The sequence below is a fragment of the Pseudomonas sp. NFX5 genome, from assembly GCF_049132125.1.
GTDB lineage: Bacteria > Pseudomonadota > Gammaproteobacteria > Pseudomonadales > Pseudomonadaceae > Aquipseudomonas > Aquipseudomonas marginalis.
In genome coordinates this window covers 262,008-276,628 of record NZ_JAFMZG010000044.1, presented here as the reverse complement: position 1 = coordinate 276,628, position 14,621 = coordinate 262,008, and the positions used below count along the sequence as shown (strand labels likewise).

12 protein-coding genes and 3 pseudogenes are annotated in these 14,621 nt (G+C 56.4%); 7 read left to right on the top strand and 8 right to left on the bottom strand.

The genetic code is table 11. The annotated features are described in order from the left end of the window. Positions 1–34: 34 nt before the first annotated feature. Together J1N02_RS29275 and J1N02_RS29270 are read right to left on the bottom strand one after the other, a co-directional pair. The gene (locus J1N02_RS29275) at positions 35–928 is read right to left on the bottom strand and encodes a dihydrodipicolinate synthase family protein (RefSeq protein ID WP_421148152.1); all 894 of its coding nucleotides are present in this window, start codon (positions 926–928) and stop codon (positions 35–37) included. A gap of 29 nt (positions 929–957) precedes the next feature. Then, positions 958–1,653, bottom strand: a complete 696-nt coding sequence (locus J1N02_RS29270; protein WP_092357200.1) for a B3/4 domain-containing protein — start codon at positions 1,651–1,653, stop codon at positions 958–960. 160 nt (positions 1,654–1,813) lie between these two features. Between J1N02_RS29270 and J1N02_RS29265 the strand changes: the two genes are divergently transcribed. From J1N02_RS29265 to J1N02_RS29250, 4 genes are all read left to right on the top strand, one after another. Continuing rightward, a complete protein-coding gene (locus J1N02_RS29265) occupies positions 1,814–2,416 on the top strand; it encodes a helix-turn-helix domain-containing protein (protein WP_027606634.1) in 603 nt (200 codons plus the stop codon). A gap of 199 nt (positions 2,417–2,615) precedes the next feature. After that, positions 2,616–3,041, top strand: a complete 426-nt coding sequence (locus J1N02_RS29260; protein ID WP_092357196.1) for an Arm DNA-binding domain-containing protein — start codon at positions 2,616–2,618, stop codon at positions 3,039–3,041. An 11-nt stretch (positions 3,042–3,052) separates the two neighbouring features. After that, a complete protein-coding gene (locus J1N02_RS29255; RefSeq protein ID WP_158277068.1) occupies positions 3,053–3,247 on the top strand; it encodes a phage integrase central domain-containing protein in 195 nt (64 codons plus the stop codon). 75 nt (positions 3,248–3,322) lie between these two features. Next, entirely contained in the window at positions 3,323–3,466 is a 144-nt protein-coding gene (locus tag J1N02_RS29250; protein WP_155954380.1) for a hypothetical protein, read from the top strand. A 321-nt stretch (positions 3,467–3,787) separates the two neighbouring features. Here J1N02_RS29250 and J1N02_RS29245 read toward each other — a convergent pair whose 3' ends face one another. Continuing rightward, complete coding sequence (locus J1N02_RS29245; protein ID WP_027606636.1) at positions 3,788–4,342, bottom strand: hypothetical protein; 555 nt, start codon at positions 4,340–4,342, stop codon at positions 3,788–3,790. A 553-nt stretch (positions 4,343–4,895) separates the two neighbouring features. Here J1N02_RS29245 and J1N02_RS29240 point away from each other — a divergent pair. Beyond that, positions 4,896–5,114, top strand: coding sequence for an IS1096 element passenger TnpR family protein (locus J1N02_RS29240; RefSeq protein ID WP_027606637.1), 219 nt, complete (start codon positions 4,896–4,898; stop codon positions 5,112–5,114). A 529-nt stretch (positions 5,115–5,643) separates the two neighbouring features. On the opposite strand, the gene J1N02_RS29235 is transcribed toward J1N02_RS29240, so the two are convergent. Further along, entirely contained in the window at positions 5,644–6,390 is a 747-nt protein-coding gene (locus J1N02_RS29235; RefSeq protein WP_421148151.1) for a sulfite exporter TauE/SafE family protein, read from the bottom strand. Between the two features lie 956 nt (positions 6,391–7,346). On the opposite strand from J1N02_RS29235, the gene J1N02_RS29230 reads away from it, so the two are divergent. After that, on the top strand, positions 7,347–7,895 hold the full coding sequence (locus tag J1N02_RS29230; protein ID WP_092484520.1) for a thioesterase family protein: 549 nt from the start codon (positions 7,347–7,349) through the stop codon (positions 7,893–7,895). 765 nt (positions 7,896–8,660) lie between these two features. Further along, positions 8,661–9,494 carry a glycosyltransferase family 2 protein gene (locus tag J1N02_RS29225; protein WP_421148150.1) on the top strand — a complete coding sequence of 278 codons (834 nt, stop codon included), beginning with the start codon at positions 8,661–8,663 and terminating at the stop codon, positions 9,492–9,494. A 119-nt stretch (positions 9,495–9,613) separates the two neighbouring features. On the opposite strand, the pseudogene J1N02_RS29220 reads toward J1N02_RS29225, so the two are convergent. The 4 genes and pseudogenes from J1N02_RS29220 to J1N02_RS29205 all read right to left on the bottom strand — a co-directional run. Further along, positions 9,614–9,958, bottom strand: a pseudogene (locus tag J1N02_RS29220) (ATP-binding protein); the annotation flags it as partial. A gap of 519 nt (positions 9,959–10,477) precedes the next feature. Then, positions 10,478–10,813, bottom strand: a pseudogene (locus tag J1N02_RS29215) (response regulator transcription factor); the annotation flags it as partial. A 213-nt stretch (positions 10,814–11,026) separates the two neighbouring features. Then, positions 11,027–12,076, bottom strand: a pseudogene (locus tag J1N02_RS29210) (sensor histidine kinase); the annotation flags it as partial. Between the two features lie 1,287 nt (positions 12,077–13,363). Beyond that, positions 13,364–14,464 (bottom strand): ABC transporter substrate-binding protein, encoded by a 1,101-nt coding sequence (locus J1N02_RS29205; RefSeq protein WP_092357190.1) that lies wholly within the window; start codon positions 14,462–14,464, stop codon positions 13,364–13,366. Positions 14,465–14,621 lie beyond the last annotated feature (157 nt).

Here is a 14,621-nt window from a genome sequence, read left to right as displayed (position 1 = left end):
CAACCATGAGGAGGCAGAGTATTCACCGCAGTGCTCAGCTCAATTCAAGCACGTTTATCACCGCTGCAATTTGCTTGCGTCCTGCCCCTTCGATGGTTCTAAGCGGCAAAGGCAGGCTCGGAGAGTGAGTCATGCCGCGTAGCTCCGCGGCAGTGGCTATCACGCGAAAGCTACCTCCAAATTGGCTGAACAATGCCCAAAGCGGCTTCAAGGATTCGGAGAGGCGCGTAGCCTCAAAGGCGTCACCTGACAATGCTGCTCGTGTGATGGCGAGCGCCGTATTGGGGAACAAACCGCCCATGACCGAATACCAGGCATCGCAGCCGGCGTTCATTCCAACAGCGGCAAACGCATCGCCGCTTATTCCAATAGTTACGTGACTCGGAATCAATTTTCGCAGGCGCTCCACGCGCTCCCTGGCCAGATGCGGCGCCTCGAGGACGCCAGGGATTTTGATTGAGCTGACATTGGGTAGCTCTGCAATACGCCCGTGTAATTCATCGGTAAATTCGAAATGGGTGGTCCCAGGATTGTCATAGACACATAGCGGGATTGAGACGTTGGCCGAGACCATTTCGTACATCGAAAACACATCGTCCTGAGTCAGTTTTTGATACGACACGGGTGGCAGCAGCAAGGCTTTGACTCCCACGGCTTGCGCATCCTCGGCCAGCAGCAAAACGTCGCGTGTACGCAGCGCACCGATGCTCACCATCACTGGCACGCCCTCCGCGGCCTCCACTGCCAACTGAGCAACTCGAGAACGTTCGGCTCGAGAAAGATACGCATAGCCCCCAGTGGATCCTAGAGCCCCGATGGAATCTACTTTGGCTGCCACCAATTGCTGCACAAGACGAGTAAAAGCATTTTCGTCCACACCCTGCTCATCCATAGGCGTCAGAGGAAATGCACTAAGGCCGGTAAACATCGTCATCACTCCTTGCAGTGGTCTATGGACTATTTGGCCCCAGGACCAATCAGTGAGCTTTCGATCTGGACGCCTGGCATCATTTGCTGCAACCCTTCGATGAGTTTGTCCCCCGCTTCCGTCAAGGCTTCAAGCGGCATCGCCGGCAGACTCTCCAGAATGAACCACATGCTCTTCGCGTCAGCACCGAGACGGGTCCTGACACCTTGCCGCCAATTCCAGCGACGGCAGGTCACGCCTTTGTCATCGCGCCAGACAACCTCGCCGGGGTCTGGATATTCGAAAGCAGGAGCACCTTCTTTCATCGTGTCAAAAGGCTCAGTGCCATCAGCGACTACGAGCCGAGGGGAGCCCACATAGGCTTCAATGTTTTCCCCGCCAACAGGGATGGCGTACTCAATACTGATTGCGTTGTAGAGATCGACGATGGGATCCAGGCTAGGCAAGCTTCCGTCACGCAAAACCCGTTTACGCAGCGCCTCAGCTGAACAGGGCGTACGCTGCGGCTTGGCGCCGAACTTTCGGAATGTCTCCGCCCATGCGGCCAGGTGAGCTTCTCCCCAGCTTGGCCCACCTTCCTGTACAGCCTTGCAAGCACGGTCCAGGGCTGCCTGAGCAACCTCAGGATGGGTCAGTGACGCAGCGTCCACCACAATGCTCAGGGCCCTGAACTCCGGAGCCAATTCTGCAACGGCTTGATCGATCAACGGCAGTACGGACAGCATCAAAAACCTCCAGAAATCCAAATGTCATTTCATGCTAGTCAGTGACGACCAATAAAGTCAATATAATGACCAATATCATCTACTATAACGCGTGCGCAGATTGACGGGGCAATTGGTAAAGGCCGAGAATCCCACTACATTTTTTTCATGACATTCATCAATGACCACGAATACCAGCCTGTCGATTACCCCTGGCGCTGATGCTCAAGCCGTCAGCCTGGCCGTTGCGCGCACGCTCAAACAGGCGCGCAAAGCACAGAAGATCACGCTGGATGAGCTTTCTCGCCGCTCAGGGGTGAGCAAAGGAATGGTTGTCGAAATAGAGAAATGTACGGCGAACCCCAGTATCGGCATCCTTTGCAAAATCGCCGCCGCGCTGGGCCTGTCCGTTGCAGACATCGTCAACGTGACCGAAGCCCCATCCGCCCATATCATCGACAGCCAAGACATCCCCACGCTCTGGACCGGGGACCTGGGAGGAACGGCGCGGCTTCTGGCAGGAACGTCCGGTCCTAATATGATCGAGCTGTGGCGTTGGGAAATGCACCCAGGCGAATTTTTCGCTTCACAGGGACATCCTCAGGGCACGCTTGAGCTGTTTCATGTGGAGAAAGGCACGCTGAAATGCGTGGTAGGGGAAACAGAGCTGGTCATCCCTGCGGGGAGTTCGGCAGTGGCCAGAACCGATGTTCCCCATTCCTATTCCAACGCTGGCAGATCCAAGTTGGTATTCACTATGTCCGTGACCGAGATGCATCAGTAGATAGCAGCAGGCTGGCCGTCAGTAAGCATCTGCAAAGTGGACGAACCTGCCAATTTCAAAGGGGTTGTACCACTGAGCCCGATCAAATACTGCGGTGGATCACCGCTAGGGCGCGAATTCACAATTGCTCGAGCAGCGCATGTGACTGGGGGCATAATGGGGGGCAAATTTCGGTTCCTTAAAAAGGATGCCCCCACCGATGCCCCCAGATATTGCGGTTGTTTTCAAACGAAAACTCAGCGATGCCTTGATCCGCTCGCTGGCCGAACCGGGTAAACACGCCGATGGCGAAGTCCCTGGGCTCTACTTGGAGGTAAGGGCGTCGAGCAAGGTCGACAAATCTCCTTCCAAGGTTGGGCGATTGAAGTATCGCCTGCATGGCAAGGAAAACCGCTTCTCCATCGGCGCTTACCCCGACATTGGTCTCAAGGAGGCGCGCGACATTGCCCGCGGCGCACGCCGCGATGTGGCTAATCACATCGTCCCGCTCAAGGCCAAGACCGCCAAGATCGAGGCGAAGTTGCTCAATGAAGAGCGCACCTTCGCGTACGTGGCCAAGCAAGGGTTGGCATTCAAGCCTGCCGAACTGGTGACCAAATCCATCTCGGGTCGACCGGAGCGCTGAACAACCACATCTTGCCTGCCATTGGCAAAAAACCGGTCAGCGAGATCAAGCTGGAGCACATCACTACGATCATCACCGAGTTGCGTCGTCAACGCACCCTGGCCATGGCCCGGCGCGTGCGCACCATCATCCGCGCCATCCTGGGGTTGCCGAGGGCCGCGGCTGGGTGGAGCGCAACGTGGCGCTCAGCAACATCGAGGAGCTGAAGATCCGCCATATCGTCACCAGCAATCCGGCAATCGAAAGGCCAGTCGACCTGGGCAGGTTTCCGCTGCGTCTGGATGACTGCAACGACGGCAGCGTTGCGCCTGCTGGTCATGTTGCCGGTCCGCCCTGGCGAATTAGTGCAGATGCGGTGGGAAGACGTCGATCTGGGCGGCGCCGATTGGCGTTACGTGGTCGGCAAGACCGAACATCTGATGTAGTGCCCTTGAAACCTTGGATAAGCACTCTATTCATCACACACTGCGGCAACCCAACAAGAAGTATCAGGAGTCTGTCCGCAGTTTAGAAGGCAGCTTCGTATCGAAGCTATAGCGCAAGTGTGCTGCAGCCAAATCGTGGCGTTTCCCTTTAGAACCAGAAATCCGATCAGCGCGTGCAGGCAAAGCTATTTATTGAGTTTTATATTGCGCTAAAGCTATGGAACGACCGAGTTGGGCAAGCGTTGCGCACGAGCTCATACGGGTTCCTTGTGATGGACAGACCGTAGCAAGCCAACAGCCTACTATCCGGAAACCTGCGGTTTACTTGCCCAGAATGTTCTTCAACGCAGCGGTATGGCCGGCCGGGTCGTTTACGCTGGACATCACTTCGATGATGGTGATCGTCTGATCGTTCATCGCCATCAACGAGGCCATCAGTAGTTTCAGGCCGTTGAAATCGTCGGTGCCGTCCAGGCGGTACATCTTCAAGTCGTTCACCTGAATGGTCTTCTCGCTGGTCATGCGAAAGTTGGGTGAAGCGGCCTGCTGCTTTTCCTTCAAGGTATCCACGGCAAGGCGAAACGCAGCGTCCGGGGTGGTGCCCGCAGTCGGCGCCGGACCTTCGGTAACGATGATGGCCCGCTCGCTTTTCGGATCGAAGTACATCGTGCCGCCGTTCTCGCTGTTCAAGGCACGGGCCTCGACGCCTTCCAGCACGAACTTCAGCTTGCCGCCTGCCAGGGACACCGATTGCATGTCCGATGGCGCCGTAGCGGTTTTTTCAGGCGGGGCAGCAACTGCCATGGTGGCCGCGCCGCTCAAGGCAGCAAGCACGCACAAGGAACGGGTCCAGCCCAACAGCAAATGCTTTGACATTCATAGCGCCTTTATTTTCAGGCCATCGAATATCGACGGACTGTCGTGCGAACAGCCTAGCTTACTTGCCTGCTCACTTGCCCATATGTTGTTCACAGCCGCAGCGTGTCGCTTATATTTGCGGTCAGCATGGGGATTGATTTGTCAGCTGGAGCAGCTATGCGACGTTCCTGGTAATTACCACGACGAAGCGAATGACTTTGCTCACAAGGCGAATATCAGATTCTCCATGGGGCTCCAAGTCTCAAATGAAGCGATAACCAAGCCGCTACACATCGTTGCCTCATCTTCAGGCTGCGCGAATCGTAGCTCAGATCGATTTGGTAATCCCCCCTGTGAGCTACTCGACCTACAGCTGCGACCAAGCTGCCCCGGATGTCCTCCGTGCCAGCGACTTTAAAAACGGCCGGTTCGGTATCGTTAAGCGCATAGATTGAATCTGAGGCAGGACTCTCACTTATGAAGAATACCCTAATCGCAACTGGCATCGCTCTGCTACGTCATACGGCCTTACGTGCCACGATCGGGCACTAAACAGTGAGCAGGAAACGAAATGGCTTTCAGCGATGACAACGGTGTTTTTGCGTTCGCGTGCCGCCCGCTGGAAGACATTGGTGGTGCACCTGGGCATGACGATTTTCTGGCAGCGTTGGCGGATCCGAATCACCCTGAGCATGAGGCAATGTCGGAGTGGTATGGGGATGATGGGTTCGATCCGACGGCGTTTGACTGCGAGTGGATCAATCAGAGGTTGAAGCAGGCAAAGGTCTGATCAGCAAGAGGGTGTCGGGCGGACGCTTACAGCCAAACTTTTTTCGGACTTTCCAATAAAAAACTCACTAAAATCACTTCACAAAATGACCAGGATCCGAACACGCAGCAGACCTGGAAAATTAGGATATTTTTAGGGATAGAAGCAGCACACAAAACGCAAATACTCTATACATATCAAAAGCTTATTTTTTTTATGATTCCGGGTTCGGGCACCATCATTACGTTCCACGACCTCCCAAGAAGTCGCTGAAACCCACATAGAACCTGCCTTGTGCAGGTTTTTTGTTGCCAACATTTGTCCCCCACACTCACTCACCCCAACATTTTTCTAGTACATCCTGAGTTCGATTTTGGGTGATGTACTAGTTGGCACTCCCTGATACCGCCGCCAGGCAAGCAAAACCCAAAGCTTACGCCTACAGCCTGTGAGATCGAATATATGAAAGACAGGACATGACCATTTGTGGATGAAGGCTTGGCAAACAGGTGAGGCCATTTACGTATTTGCGAGTCCCCATCCGATCTGGTCACCAGAACAGCATCCTCAATGCCAACGCGACCACGACTAGATTGAAAACTGCTTCCATCCACTGGTCGCCCTTCTTTAAGGCAAACTTCGCGCCGGCATTTGCACCCAATAGCGTGCCAATAATCAGGCAACATCCGTACTGCCAGTCAATGAGGCGGCTGACGCCGAAAATCAGTAATGAACCCACGGAGAGAACCAGCCCACCGACTTTGCGGGTCCCCACCGATTCGCTGATGGTTTTTCTGAAAAAGATAATGAATAAATACGTCGAGAGTTTGGCTTGCCCACCAAATAGCCCGCCGATCATTCCCACGGGGATAAAGAGGATATAGCCAAACAGACGTCTGATCGCTGAGGGAGGTGTTTCGCCGCTACGAGGTTTTTTTATAAGAGACAGTGCGACGAGCAGCAATGTCAGCCCGCCAATTATCTTGTGCAGCAGCGCGGGATCTATTTGAAGAAGCAGGCTCGCGCCTGCCAGAGCCCCAACCAACCCCAGTACCGCAGCTGGAAAGGCCAGCGCATAATCGACCTTTCCCTGGTTATGGAAGTGCCGCAGTCCGGCAACCATGGTGCCTACCGAGGCCAGGCGCGCAGTGGCGATCGACGACTGAGGTGCAATCCCCAGCCAGATCATCACCGGAACGGTCAAAAACACACTGCCACCGGTGTTGGTCCCGACGAATCCCGTTATTATTCCAAGGAAAATCAGACCGACGCCTGTCAACCACTCATGCCCCATCATGTTGAGGTGCTCGCATAAGATTCATGGCACGGCTTACTCGCTCAAGTAAACCGGGTCTATCCAGTGATAGCAGTTTCTATTTCGGGAGCCGGCGGTCACATGAAGCTTTGCGGTATGTACGAAGCTGTACTCGCCGACAATCGGGCGGCGTAGCGAACTTTCAGGCCCAGTGATTTTGCATACAGTACACCTCGGTTAATGAGATCTTGTATCTGTGCTTTTGATTTTCTAATTCGATATTTATGTGACGTTTCATTGATACCAGAAAATATGCCTACCCAGTTTGCTCCTATCGCCGTAACCGCATCAATACCATCTTGATGCGCGCGGGAAGAAGGTAACTTCCTGTTGGTGAGCGTTGATACTGGAAGTTAAATGAAATGTACTTGAAGGGTTGCAGCAATATCAAGCATCGCAAATCAGGGCTCCTCAGCCACCAACATGAATAAAACTTCATGGTTTCGCATATTGACTTTCTTAAAGTTACTGACTGCCTGTTCTCACCCATTGAATCAAAAGAAATTTTATTTATGACACTTTTTCGCACAAGGCAGCTTAGTGCCTGACCTTTTAACCCTCTTATGACTTCCAACAGCTTTGCACTCGGCAAGCTATATATATTTAATCTAACAGAGGACCTGAGATAGATGGCACTGATTAAAAGCCGTCCAGTTGCAGCTTTTCGGGTGCTTGCTTGCTGGAGGGGGTCGAGGGAGGACGCCCCCCAGCGACTCGCCGTGCACCTTGGGCAATCGCCGAGAACGGGCGGACAAAGGTCGCGAAACCCACAGGCCGCAGATAGCGCGATAGACGCCTGCGAAACCCGCTAGAAAAACTTAAACCATAGAATGAGTGATCGGAATGTACTTTTGCGCAGAATTAAGTCATTTAGGGACCTACCTGGCTCACCCCTCAGCACTTTAAAGTACGCCAATCATTCAACTATCGGCGTCTTTATGAATCTCTGGTTTCGACTTCTCCTCATGCTGCTTCGTCGACCTTGGCGCAGACCGGCAAAAGCGCTGGAATCAACCGTCATCCGAATGCGCGTCTGGCCACTGGACCTCGACTTCAATCGACATGTCACCAACGGCCGATATTTCACCCTGGCCGATGTCGGACGCATGGATTTCGTTTTGCGCAGTGGCGCCTATCGAGTAGCTATTAGAGCAAAGGCGCTGCCCATCGTCGGAGACACTTGGGGTAAATTTCGTCGTGAGCTTAGACTGTTTGAAGCGTTTGAAATCCACACAAGGATGCTTGGCTGGGACGACAAGTGGAGCTTCATGGAGCATCGATTTGTGAGCAAAGGCAGAGTGATCGGCGTTGTCGTAATGCGAGGTCTATTTCGTTCAGCGAAAGGTATTGTTCCGCCAAGCGAGTTTGTTCGAGAACTGGGACTGCCCGAACGGTCGCCAGAGATGCCGGAATGGCTGGCCTCGTGGTCGCAGAGCTGCGATGCCATGAGCCGCCAACTCAGGGATGAAGAAAGCACCAATGATTGACTTGACGTGCAGGCAGCCCATGACCAGCGCGCTATTGGGACCGTTGATTGCTCCGCCGTTGGCGTGTGCGGCGTAACTTCGCCAGCCCGTGTAATTCGTCAATAATGGGCTGTATGTACTTTTCTCCGAGCAGGTGCTGGTATACCTCGAAGTGGTCCTATCGCCAAGCGCACTTGCTTCTTTATTTCCTCTATGGCCAGGCACGCCTCATGCACGAAGCGTTCGTCGAATACGCCATGCAACTCAAGCTCAATCCCACTTTTGTCATGGTGTATTTGCACATGGCAGTATCGACCACCATATTGGCCGCCGCTGCAAAATAACATCAAATTAAAACCATGACCGAGGAGCTTACGTAATTGATCCTGAAGACTGTCTTGGTGCAAGCCAGATATTTCCAGCTGCCGAGACACACATGGGCCATTGGCGAATTGCTTACTCAACATAACCACCTCCACTTTTATCGGTTACGCAGTGCCAGCACTACTGCGCACTATCACGAACAAGCTTACGACATACCCAGCCTGAAAAATGTCAGAAGTCGGTAAGGTTATGGTAAATACCACGAGCGCTTCGAGTTACTTCCCACTCTGTTATTTACCCACCTTAACCATAAATTAACGCTACCAAACAGAACAACCTATTAAGCTTGGCTAATGCGCCTCTCCTGCCCCGACAACTCATGAGGTGATGGCGACCCATCGAGCCTGCCGGCCGGGTCGCAAACGGCGCACGACCGATATATCATTCTGGAGTGTTTCACTAATGCCTGACGACAACGCTCATTCGGCAAAACATGCCTTGTTCAGTATTGCCCTGGTTAATTATAAAACGCTGCACATGACACGCCTTTGCTTAGGATTGCTACGCGACTACGCTATATACCATCAAGTTCCGGTCTGGGTAGTGGATAACGGTTCCGCCGATGAAAGCATCCACTACTTGCGGACACTTGATTGGATCAACTTGGTAGAAAGGATCCCCCACCCTCGAGAAGCCGGATATATCGCGCATGGTAAAGCCCTTGATCTGATTTTGGGATATGTTGAAACTCCGTACTTATTCCTGCTTCATACGGACACATTTGTATTTGATACCGACGTGTTCAGTATGATGATGAGCCAAAGCACTGCAACGCCGCGTACAGTGGCAGTCGGTTGTACAGAACAGATCAATCGCGATTTTTTAAGAACTGCCTGGCGGTTCGGCACTCGACTGATGAAGTACCACTACCGAACACTCATGCGTTACGTGGGGCTACCCTCTAAAAACCCCAAGCCTTTCAGAGAAACCCACTTGAAAAGTTTTTGCACCTTATGGAACTGCGATGTAATTAAACAACATAACTTGCGCTTCATGATGGATAACCGGGTACCGGGATACGCGCTACAAGACAAGATGGTCAAGCTGGGTTATGCGATCAGCTTTCTGTCAGCACGAAGATTGTTCAGTTACCTGGACCATATTCAAGCCGGCACTGTCGCCGCTAACGGCGGCTATGACACGGACCATCGTCGAAGAAAAACGTATCACGATACCCTGCTGCGCTTTCAAAAAGAGGCGTCAAATGATGCGAAAACGACCAGTACGGAAAAATGATGGTTGCTGATAAGACCGGCCCGCGAGATTCGAACTGAGTGGGAGCGCACAGCTGACTTGAAAATCGAACCTGATAGAACTTTATCCACGGCCCAGCCCATAGGGCGCTTGTTCGATGCTCATCGCTTACTCTGCGGCGCATCAAGAGGGGTCTCGAGAATGAAGGTTGCGCCCTGCCCTTCCCCGTCGCTGTGCACGGTCAAGCTGCCACCCATTTCCTGCGCGGCGAGCGCGCAGCTGTGCAGGCCGAAACCGTGACCGTCTTTGCGAGTCGTGAAGCCATGGGAAAAGATACGCGTCAGGTGCTCTGGCGTAATCCCGTTGCCATTGTCGGCCACCGTGATACGCAAGACTGCCCCGTCAGCGATGAGGGAGGCGCTGAACGTGATGCACGGGCTGCGATCGACCACGCCGTCCAACGCCTGCCTGGCGTTTCTGATCAGGTTTACCAGAATCAGCAGCACCCGGTGCCGGTCCAGCGACAGCAGGGGCAAGTCGGCAATGTCCTTGACCACCGTCACCTCCTGATTCATCCGTGAGCCGGCACTCATGCGCCAGGCATCATCGATTAATTCCGAGACCGGTATTGTCTCGACGACACTGACGGCAACGGCATAGGACTGCTGGGCAGCGACAATGGTCTTGATGTGGTCAATGCCTTTGGTGAGTTGCTCGAGCTCTTCGATGATGCCCTGCTGTTCTGCCGCCACCGCCTGCGCCAGCTTGAGCAGGTAGTCGGGCAGCATCTTTCCCCGCTGGTCCTGGGTGAAGAAATCGCTCAGCTCATGGATGTGTTCGTTCATCATCTGCGCCACCTTGCCCAGGCCCTGGGCCTTGGAGGTGCGCATCTGGCTGCTGACCAACTCGGCCGAAACGTTCACGCTGTTGAGAACGTTGCCGACATTGTGCAGCACCGTCGTGGCGATCTCGGCCATGCCCGCCTGACGGGATTTCGCATTCAGCTCGGATTGCACCTGGCTCATGCGTAGCGCCGCGCGTACGCGAGCCTTGAGCTCCAATGGCGAGAAAGGTTTGGCGATATAGTCATCGGCGCCACTCTCCAGCCCGGAGATGCAAGCTTCGCTGCCGCCGCGGGCGGTCAACAGGATGACGGGCAGATGGGCAAAACCGGCGCTCGCCTTGATTCTGGCGGTCAGGCCAAAGCCGTCAAGCTCCGGCATCATCACATCCGAGAGAACGACATTGATCGGTTGACGCTGCAGCATGGCCCAGGCCTGTTCTCCATCAGCGGCGGTGACGACGCTGTAGTCGTCGCGCAAAAGCTCGCTGAGGTAGCCAAGCATTTCCGGGCTGTCATCGACCACCAGGACCCTGGACTGCGAGGTGCGTTCCGGGTGCCGTTCGTTGTCTGCATCGGCCATGGACGCCTGGTCGTTGCTACTGCCACGGCGGCCGTCGTCGAACAGCAAGTGGCGCTGCTCGGTTGTGATCATTGCGGTGGGTGACGATCCCTCATGCAGATGACCGGCTTCGGTCGGCACCGTGTCTTGCTCGGTTCCCCGAGGAAATCGAACAAGGAAGCACGAGCCCTTTCCAGGCTCACTGTTGACACTGACTTCGCCCCCCATCAGTTCGACCAGATCCTTGACCAGGGCCAGGCCGATGCCTGTACCGCTGTAATGCCGCGTGGCGGAATTGTCGATCTGGGAAAAACGCTGGAACAGCAGGGGTAATTTGTCAGGCGCGATGCCAATGCCCGAGTCTTGCACCGCGAGCTCAAATCGCTCGTCATCAAGCGCAGTGACTGCCAGATGCACCGTACCGCCAGCAGGGGTGAACTTGATGGCATTACTCACCAGGTTGAGCAGAATCTTCTCGAAGTGTCGGGGGTCCAGGAACACGGTGCCGAGGGCAGGATCGATGCTGCAGGTCAAGGTGCAGCCTTTGCCCTTGGCCACCATGGCGGCGTCCTCGGCCAGCACACCCACCGCCTTGTTCAAATCAACGGGCGCCGGACACAGCTCAAACTTGCCTGCTTCGGCCTTGGAGAAGTCAAGGATATCGTTCACGCGGTTCATCAGGCGCAGTGCGTTTCGTTGTGCGCGCTCGATTTGCACGCGCCAGTCCGCCGGCGGCGTGATCGCCACCGAGAGCTGCTCCAACGGGGCGAGAATAAGGGTCAAAGGGGTGCGCAGTTCGTGGCTGACCGTGGCGACGAAATCACTCTTTGCCTGGTTGGCCGTCTCGGCCTGGTTGCGCGCCTGAATAAGTGCAACCGCCTGCGCCTCCAGCACCTCGGTCTGCCGGTGCAGCGTGTCGGTCCGCTCGGCGACCATTCTCTCCAGAGAGGCCTGCACCTGCTGTCTTTCGGCTTCGGCCTCGGCCTCCAGCACCCGGATGCGCAAGGCATTCTCCTGGAACACCCGGACGGCGCGAGTCATGATCCCAATCTCATCGCCGCGTCCAGCACTGGCGATTTCGGCGCTCAAGTCACCGGCAGCGAGCCGGCGCATGGCCGAAGCCAGGGCGACGATGGGCTGCGCGACAAACCGCGAGGTGCTCCAGGCAATGGCTCCGGCCAGCAGGATGGCGACGGCGCCAGCGACTATTGTCGCCAGCATGCCGCGATCCTTGTGGACCAAGGCGTCTGAACGCGCTTCGCCTGCGAAGCGCGCAACCAACAGGCCAGCGCTGCGTGCCTCGATACGAACCTGGTCGCGCGCGTCGCCCAAGGCGTTGCTCGCCTGATGGAACCCGGCAAATGCCGCCCGGTAGCCAGCAATCTGATCGCTGACCGTCAGGGGCGTAGCGCTGGCCTGCTGCCCCACAGACGATGGCAGAACCCGGGCGAGACGGGAGAGTTCATCGAGGATGACGCCTACAGAGCTGGCGACCTCGGCCGACGGCACCAGGCGAAACGACAAGGTCTGCGCTTCCAGGGTGGCAACACGTTCGGCGAAACGCTTGGACAACGCGGCGGCGTTTTGCAGCAAACCGATGGCGGCCTGAATGTCACTGGCGTCATGGGCAATGTGCTCGTCCACTTCAGCCAACATGACTTCAAGGCGCTCTGCCACGCCTCCAACAGCTCCCAGATGCCGCAAAGCCTCGCCGCCCCGGAGCCTGGGAGCCTCGCCAAGCTGCTCGAGCGCCAGGCTGGCTGCAGCCACCGCCGTCGCCAACTGCTCCAGGGTCTCCACCTGTTGCGGCGCCCCCATCAACTCACGCAATTGCTCGACCACAGGCGGCAGCGCCGCACAGGCGTTGCGCGCCGCAGTGGCGGCGGCACCATCACCGCTCACCAGCACCTGGGCCACATTGGCGGTAATGATGCGTTCGCCGTTGCGCAGGATATCCAGGATGCGATGGGCGCTCTGGGCGTTGCTCACCCGCGCCTGGTGGTCGGCGGCGCGGGAGTCCAGGCCCTTCAGCCCAGCGGCGATACCCAGTTCAACGAGGGCCGTCGCCTCTCGCATCCGGGCGTAATGGGCGGTCATATTCTCGGTTTCGCCATCCATGGTCAGGGTCGCCGCCCGCAAGGACGCGATCGCCGCAGCGAGCCTCTCCAGGCTGCCCTTGAGCGATTGCGCCTCTGCCGCCGGGATGGCGTTAAGGCCGTTGATAGCGGTCGCGACCAAGCCCTCGGCCTGGGACACGCTGCCCTGGTCGCGGGTGGCAATGAAGTTTTCCACCCGCCCGGTAGCCCCGTTGACCGAGGCCAGAATTTCCGCGGAATGGCTGGCGGAATCCACCGCACGTACCATGCCTCGCAGGCCGTAGAGGTTCACGAGCGATACCGCCAGCATCAGCAACACCAGTGCGGCAACCGCCAGGCCGATCCTGACGGCAATGGGCCTGGCCGTGGCTGATTTGAATGTCAACATGGGGCCTCGCCTCCTAGCCCGCCGCTACTGTTTCGTCACCTCCGGCAAAGGCGCCGGCGGCGCCGTATGGTTGATGGCCGCATCGATCATCGCCGCAACGGAAGCCTGGCCGTAGAACGGATTGGCGGCACCGCCCACCGGCATAGTGGCAAGCCAGGCGTCCAGGTCTTTGGCATCAATACGTACCAGCGGCACTTCGACGAACTTCGGCACCTGCTTGCCCGCCAGTATCTGCTGGGCCACCCAGAACCCCATCTGGGAGACGCTCGGGGAGGCAGAGACAGAGACGGTCTCGTAGCCATTGGCATCGCGTTCCTGTTTCCACAGGGCAAGTTCGTCCTGACGGTTCCCCATCACAATGATCGGCAAAGGGCGTCCCGCCGCCTTGAACGCCATGGCCGCACCATATCCGTCGCCACCCTGGGTAGCCACGGCATCAATGGTGGGCAGCGACGGCAGCGCCAACGTCACTTCCCTGCGGGCGACAGAAGCCGTCCAGTTCCCGTAAACGGTCTTGACGAATTTCAGGCCCGGATAGTCGCTGGCGGCCTTGCGAATGCCATCGCTGATGTTTTTATCCGTGGCATCGCCAGCGATGCCGCGGATCTCCAGTAATGTCCCGTTGCCCTTCAGGCGCTCGGCGATGTAGTCCATTTCCACACGGCCCATGGCGGACCAGTTGTAATCCACGGTATAGACACAGGGCTCGGTGATCAGGCTGGCCATGACGACCACCACGATGCCGGCGTTGCAGGCATCGCGGATCACCCCGTTGAGCGCCGTGTCGGAGGCAGCGAGGATCACGATGGCATCGACGCCCTTGACGATCATGTCCTGGATATGGGCCGCCTGTTCCGAAGCCGAGTTATTGGCGCTGACGACGGGAGCCTCACGGATCAAGCCCTCCTTTTGCGCCTGGAGCGCAATTTCCTGCCAGTTGCGCACCATCACCTTGCGAAAATCGCTGCCTGCGTAGGAATTGCTGAAGGCAATGCTGTAGCTCGCGGTAGGGCCGCTGGCGATGCCCTCGGCGGCAGCCTGGGCCGGATTGGCGGCAACCATCGCCAGCCCCGCCACGCAGCCGGCGAAGCGCCTCAAGATCGTGTGGATCGACTGGGTGTTCATGCTGTTCTCCATCGTGCTTGGCATTTACCAACAGTTATCCACCCGCTCCGGCTTACAGCCTGGATCGACGGCGTGTTCTGGTTGGAGCCGTTGGCCCCCACATTGGAGATTTTCAAGCAGGTGAGGTGTGGGGCAGGCATTGAACGTTTCCCTGTAT

What these genes read in the sequence shown, in the direction of transcription:
- J1N02_RS29265 (WP_027606634.1), top strand. Translation starts at nt 1,814, where the DNA reads ATGACCACGAATACCAGCCTGTCGATTACCCCTGGCGCTGATGCTCAA.
- J1N02_RS29260 (WP_092357196.1), top strand. Translation starts at nt 2,616, where the DNA reads ATGCCCCCAGATATTGCGGTTGTTTTCAAACGAAAACTCAGCGATGCC.
- J1N02_RS29245 (WP_027606636.1), bottom strand. Translation starts at nt 4,342, where the DNA reads ATGTCAAAGCATTTGCTGTTGGGCTGGACCCGTTCCTTGTGCGTGCTT.
- J1N02_RS29230 (WP_092484520.1), top strand. Translation starts at nt 7,347, where the DNA reads ATGAATCTCTGGTTTCGACTTCTCCTCATGCTGCTTCGTCGACCTTGG.
- J1N02_RS29235 (WP_421148151.1), bottom strand. Translation starts at nt 6,390, where the DNA reads ATGATGGGGCATGAGTGGTTGACAGGCGTCGGTCTGATTTTCCTTGGA.
- J1N02_RS29225 (WP_421148150.1), top strand. Translation starts at nt 8,661, where the DNA reads ATGCCTGACGACAACGCTCATTCGGCAAAACATGCCTTGTTCAGTATT.
- J1N02_RS29275 (WP_421148152.1), bottom strand. Translation starts at nt 928, where the DNA reads ATGTTTACCGGCCTTAGTGCATTTCCTCTGACGCCTATGGATGAGCAG.
- J1N02_RS29205 (WP_092357190.1), bottom strand. Translation starts at nt 14,464, where the DNA reads ATGAACACCCAGTCGATCCACACGATCTTGAGGCGCTTCGCCGGCTGC.
- J1N02_RS29250 (WP_155954380.1), top strand. Translation starts at nt 3,323, where the DNA reads ATGACTGCAACGACGGCAGCGTTGCGCCTGCTGGTCATGTTGCCGGTC.
- J1N02_RS29270 (WP_092357200.1), bottom strand. Translation starts at nt 1,653, where the DNA reads ATGCTGTCCGTACTGCCGTTGATCGATCAAGCCGTTGCAGAATTGGCT.
- J1N02_RS29240 (WP_027606637.1), top strand. Translation starts at nt 4,896, where the DNA reads ATGGCTTTCAGCGATGACAACGGTGTTTTTGCGTTCGCGTGCCGCCCG.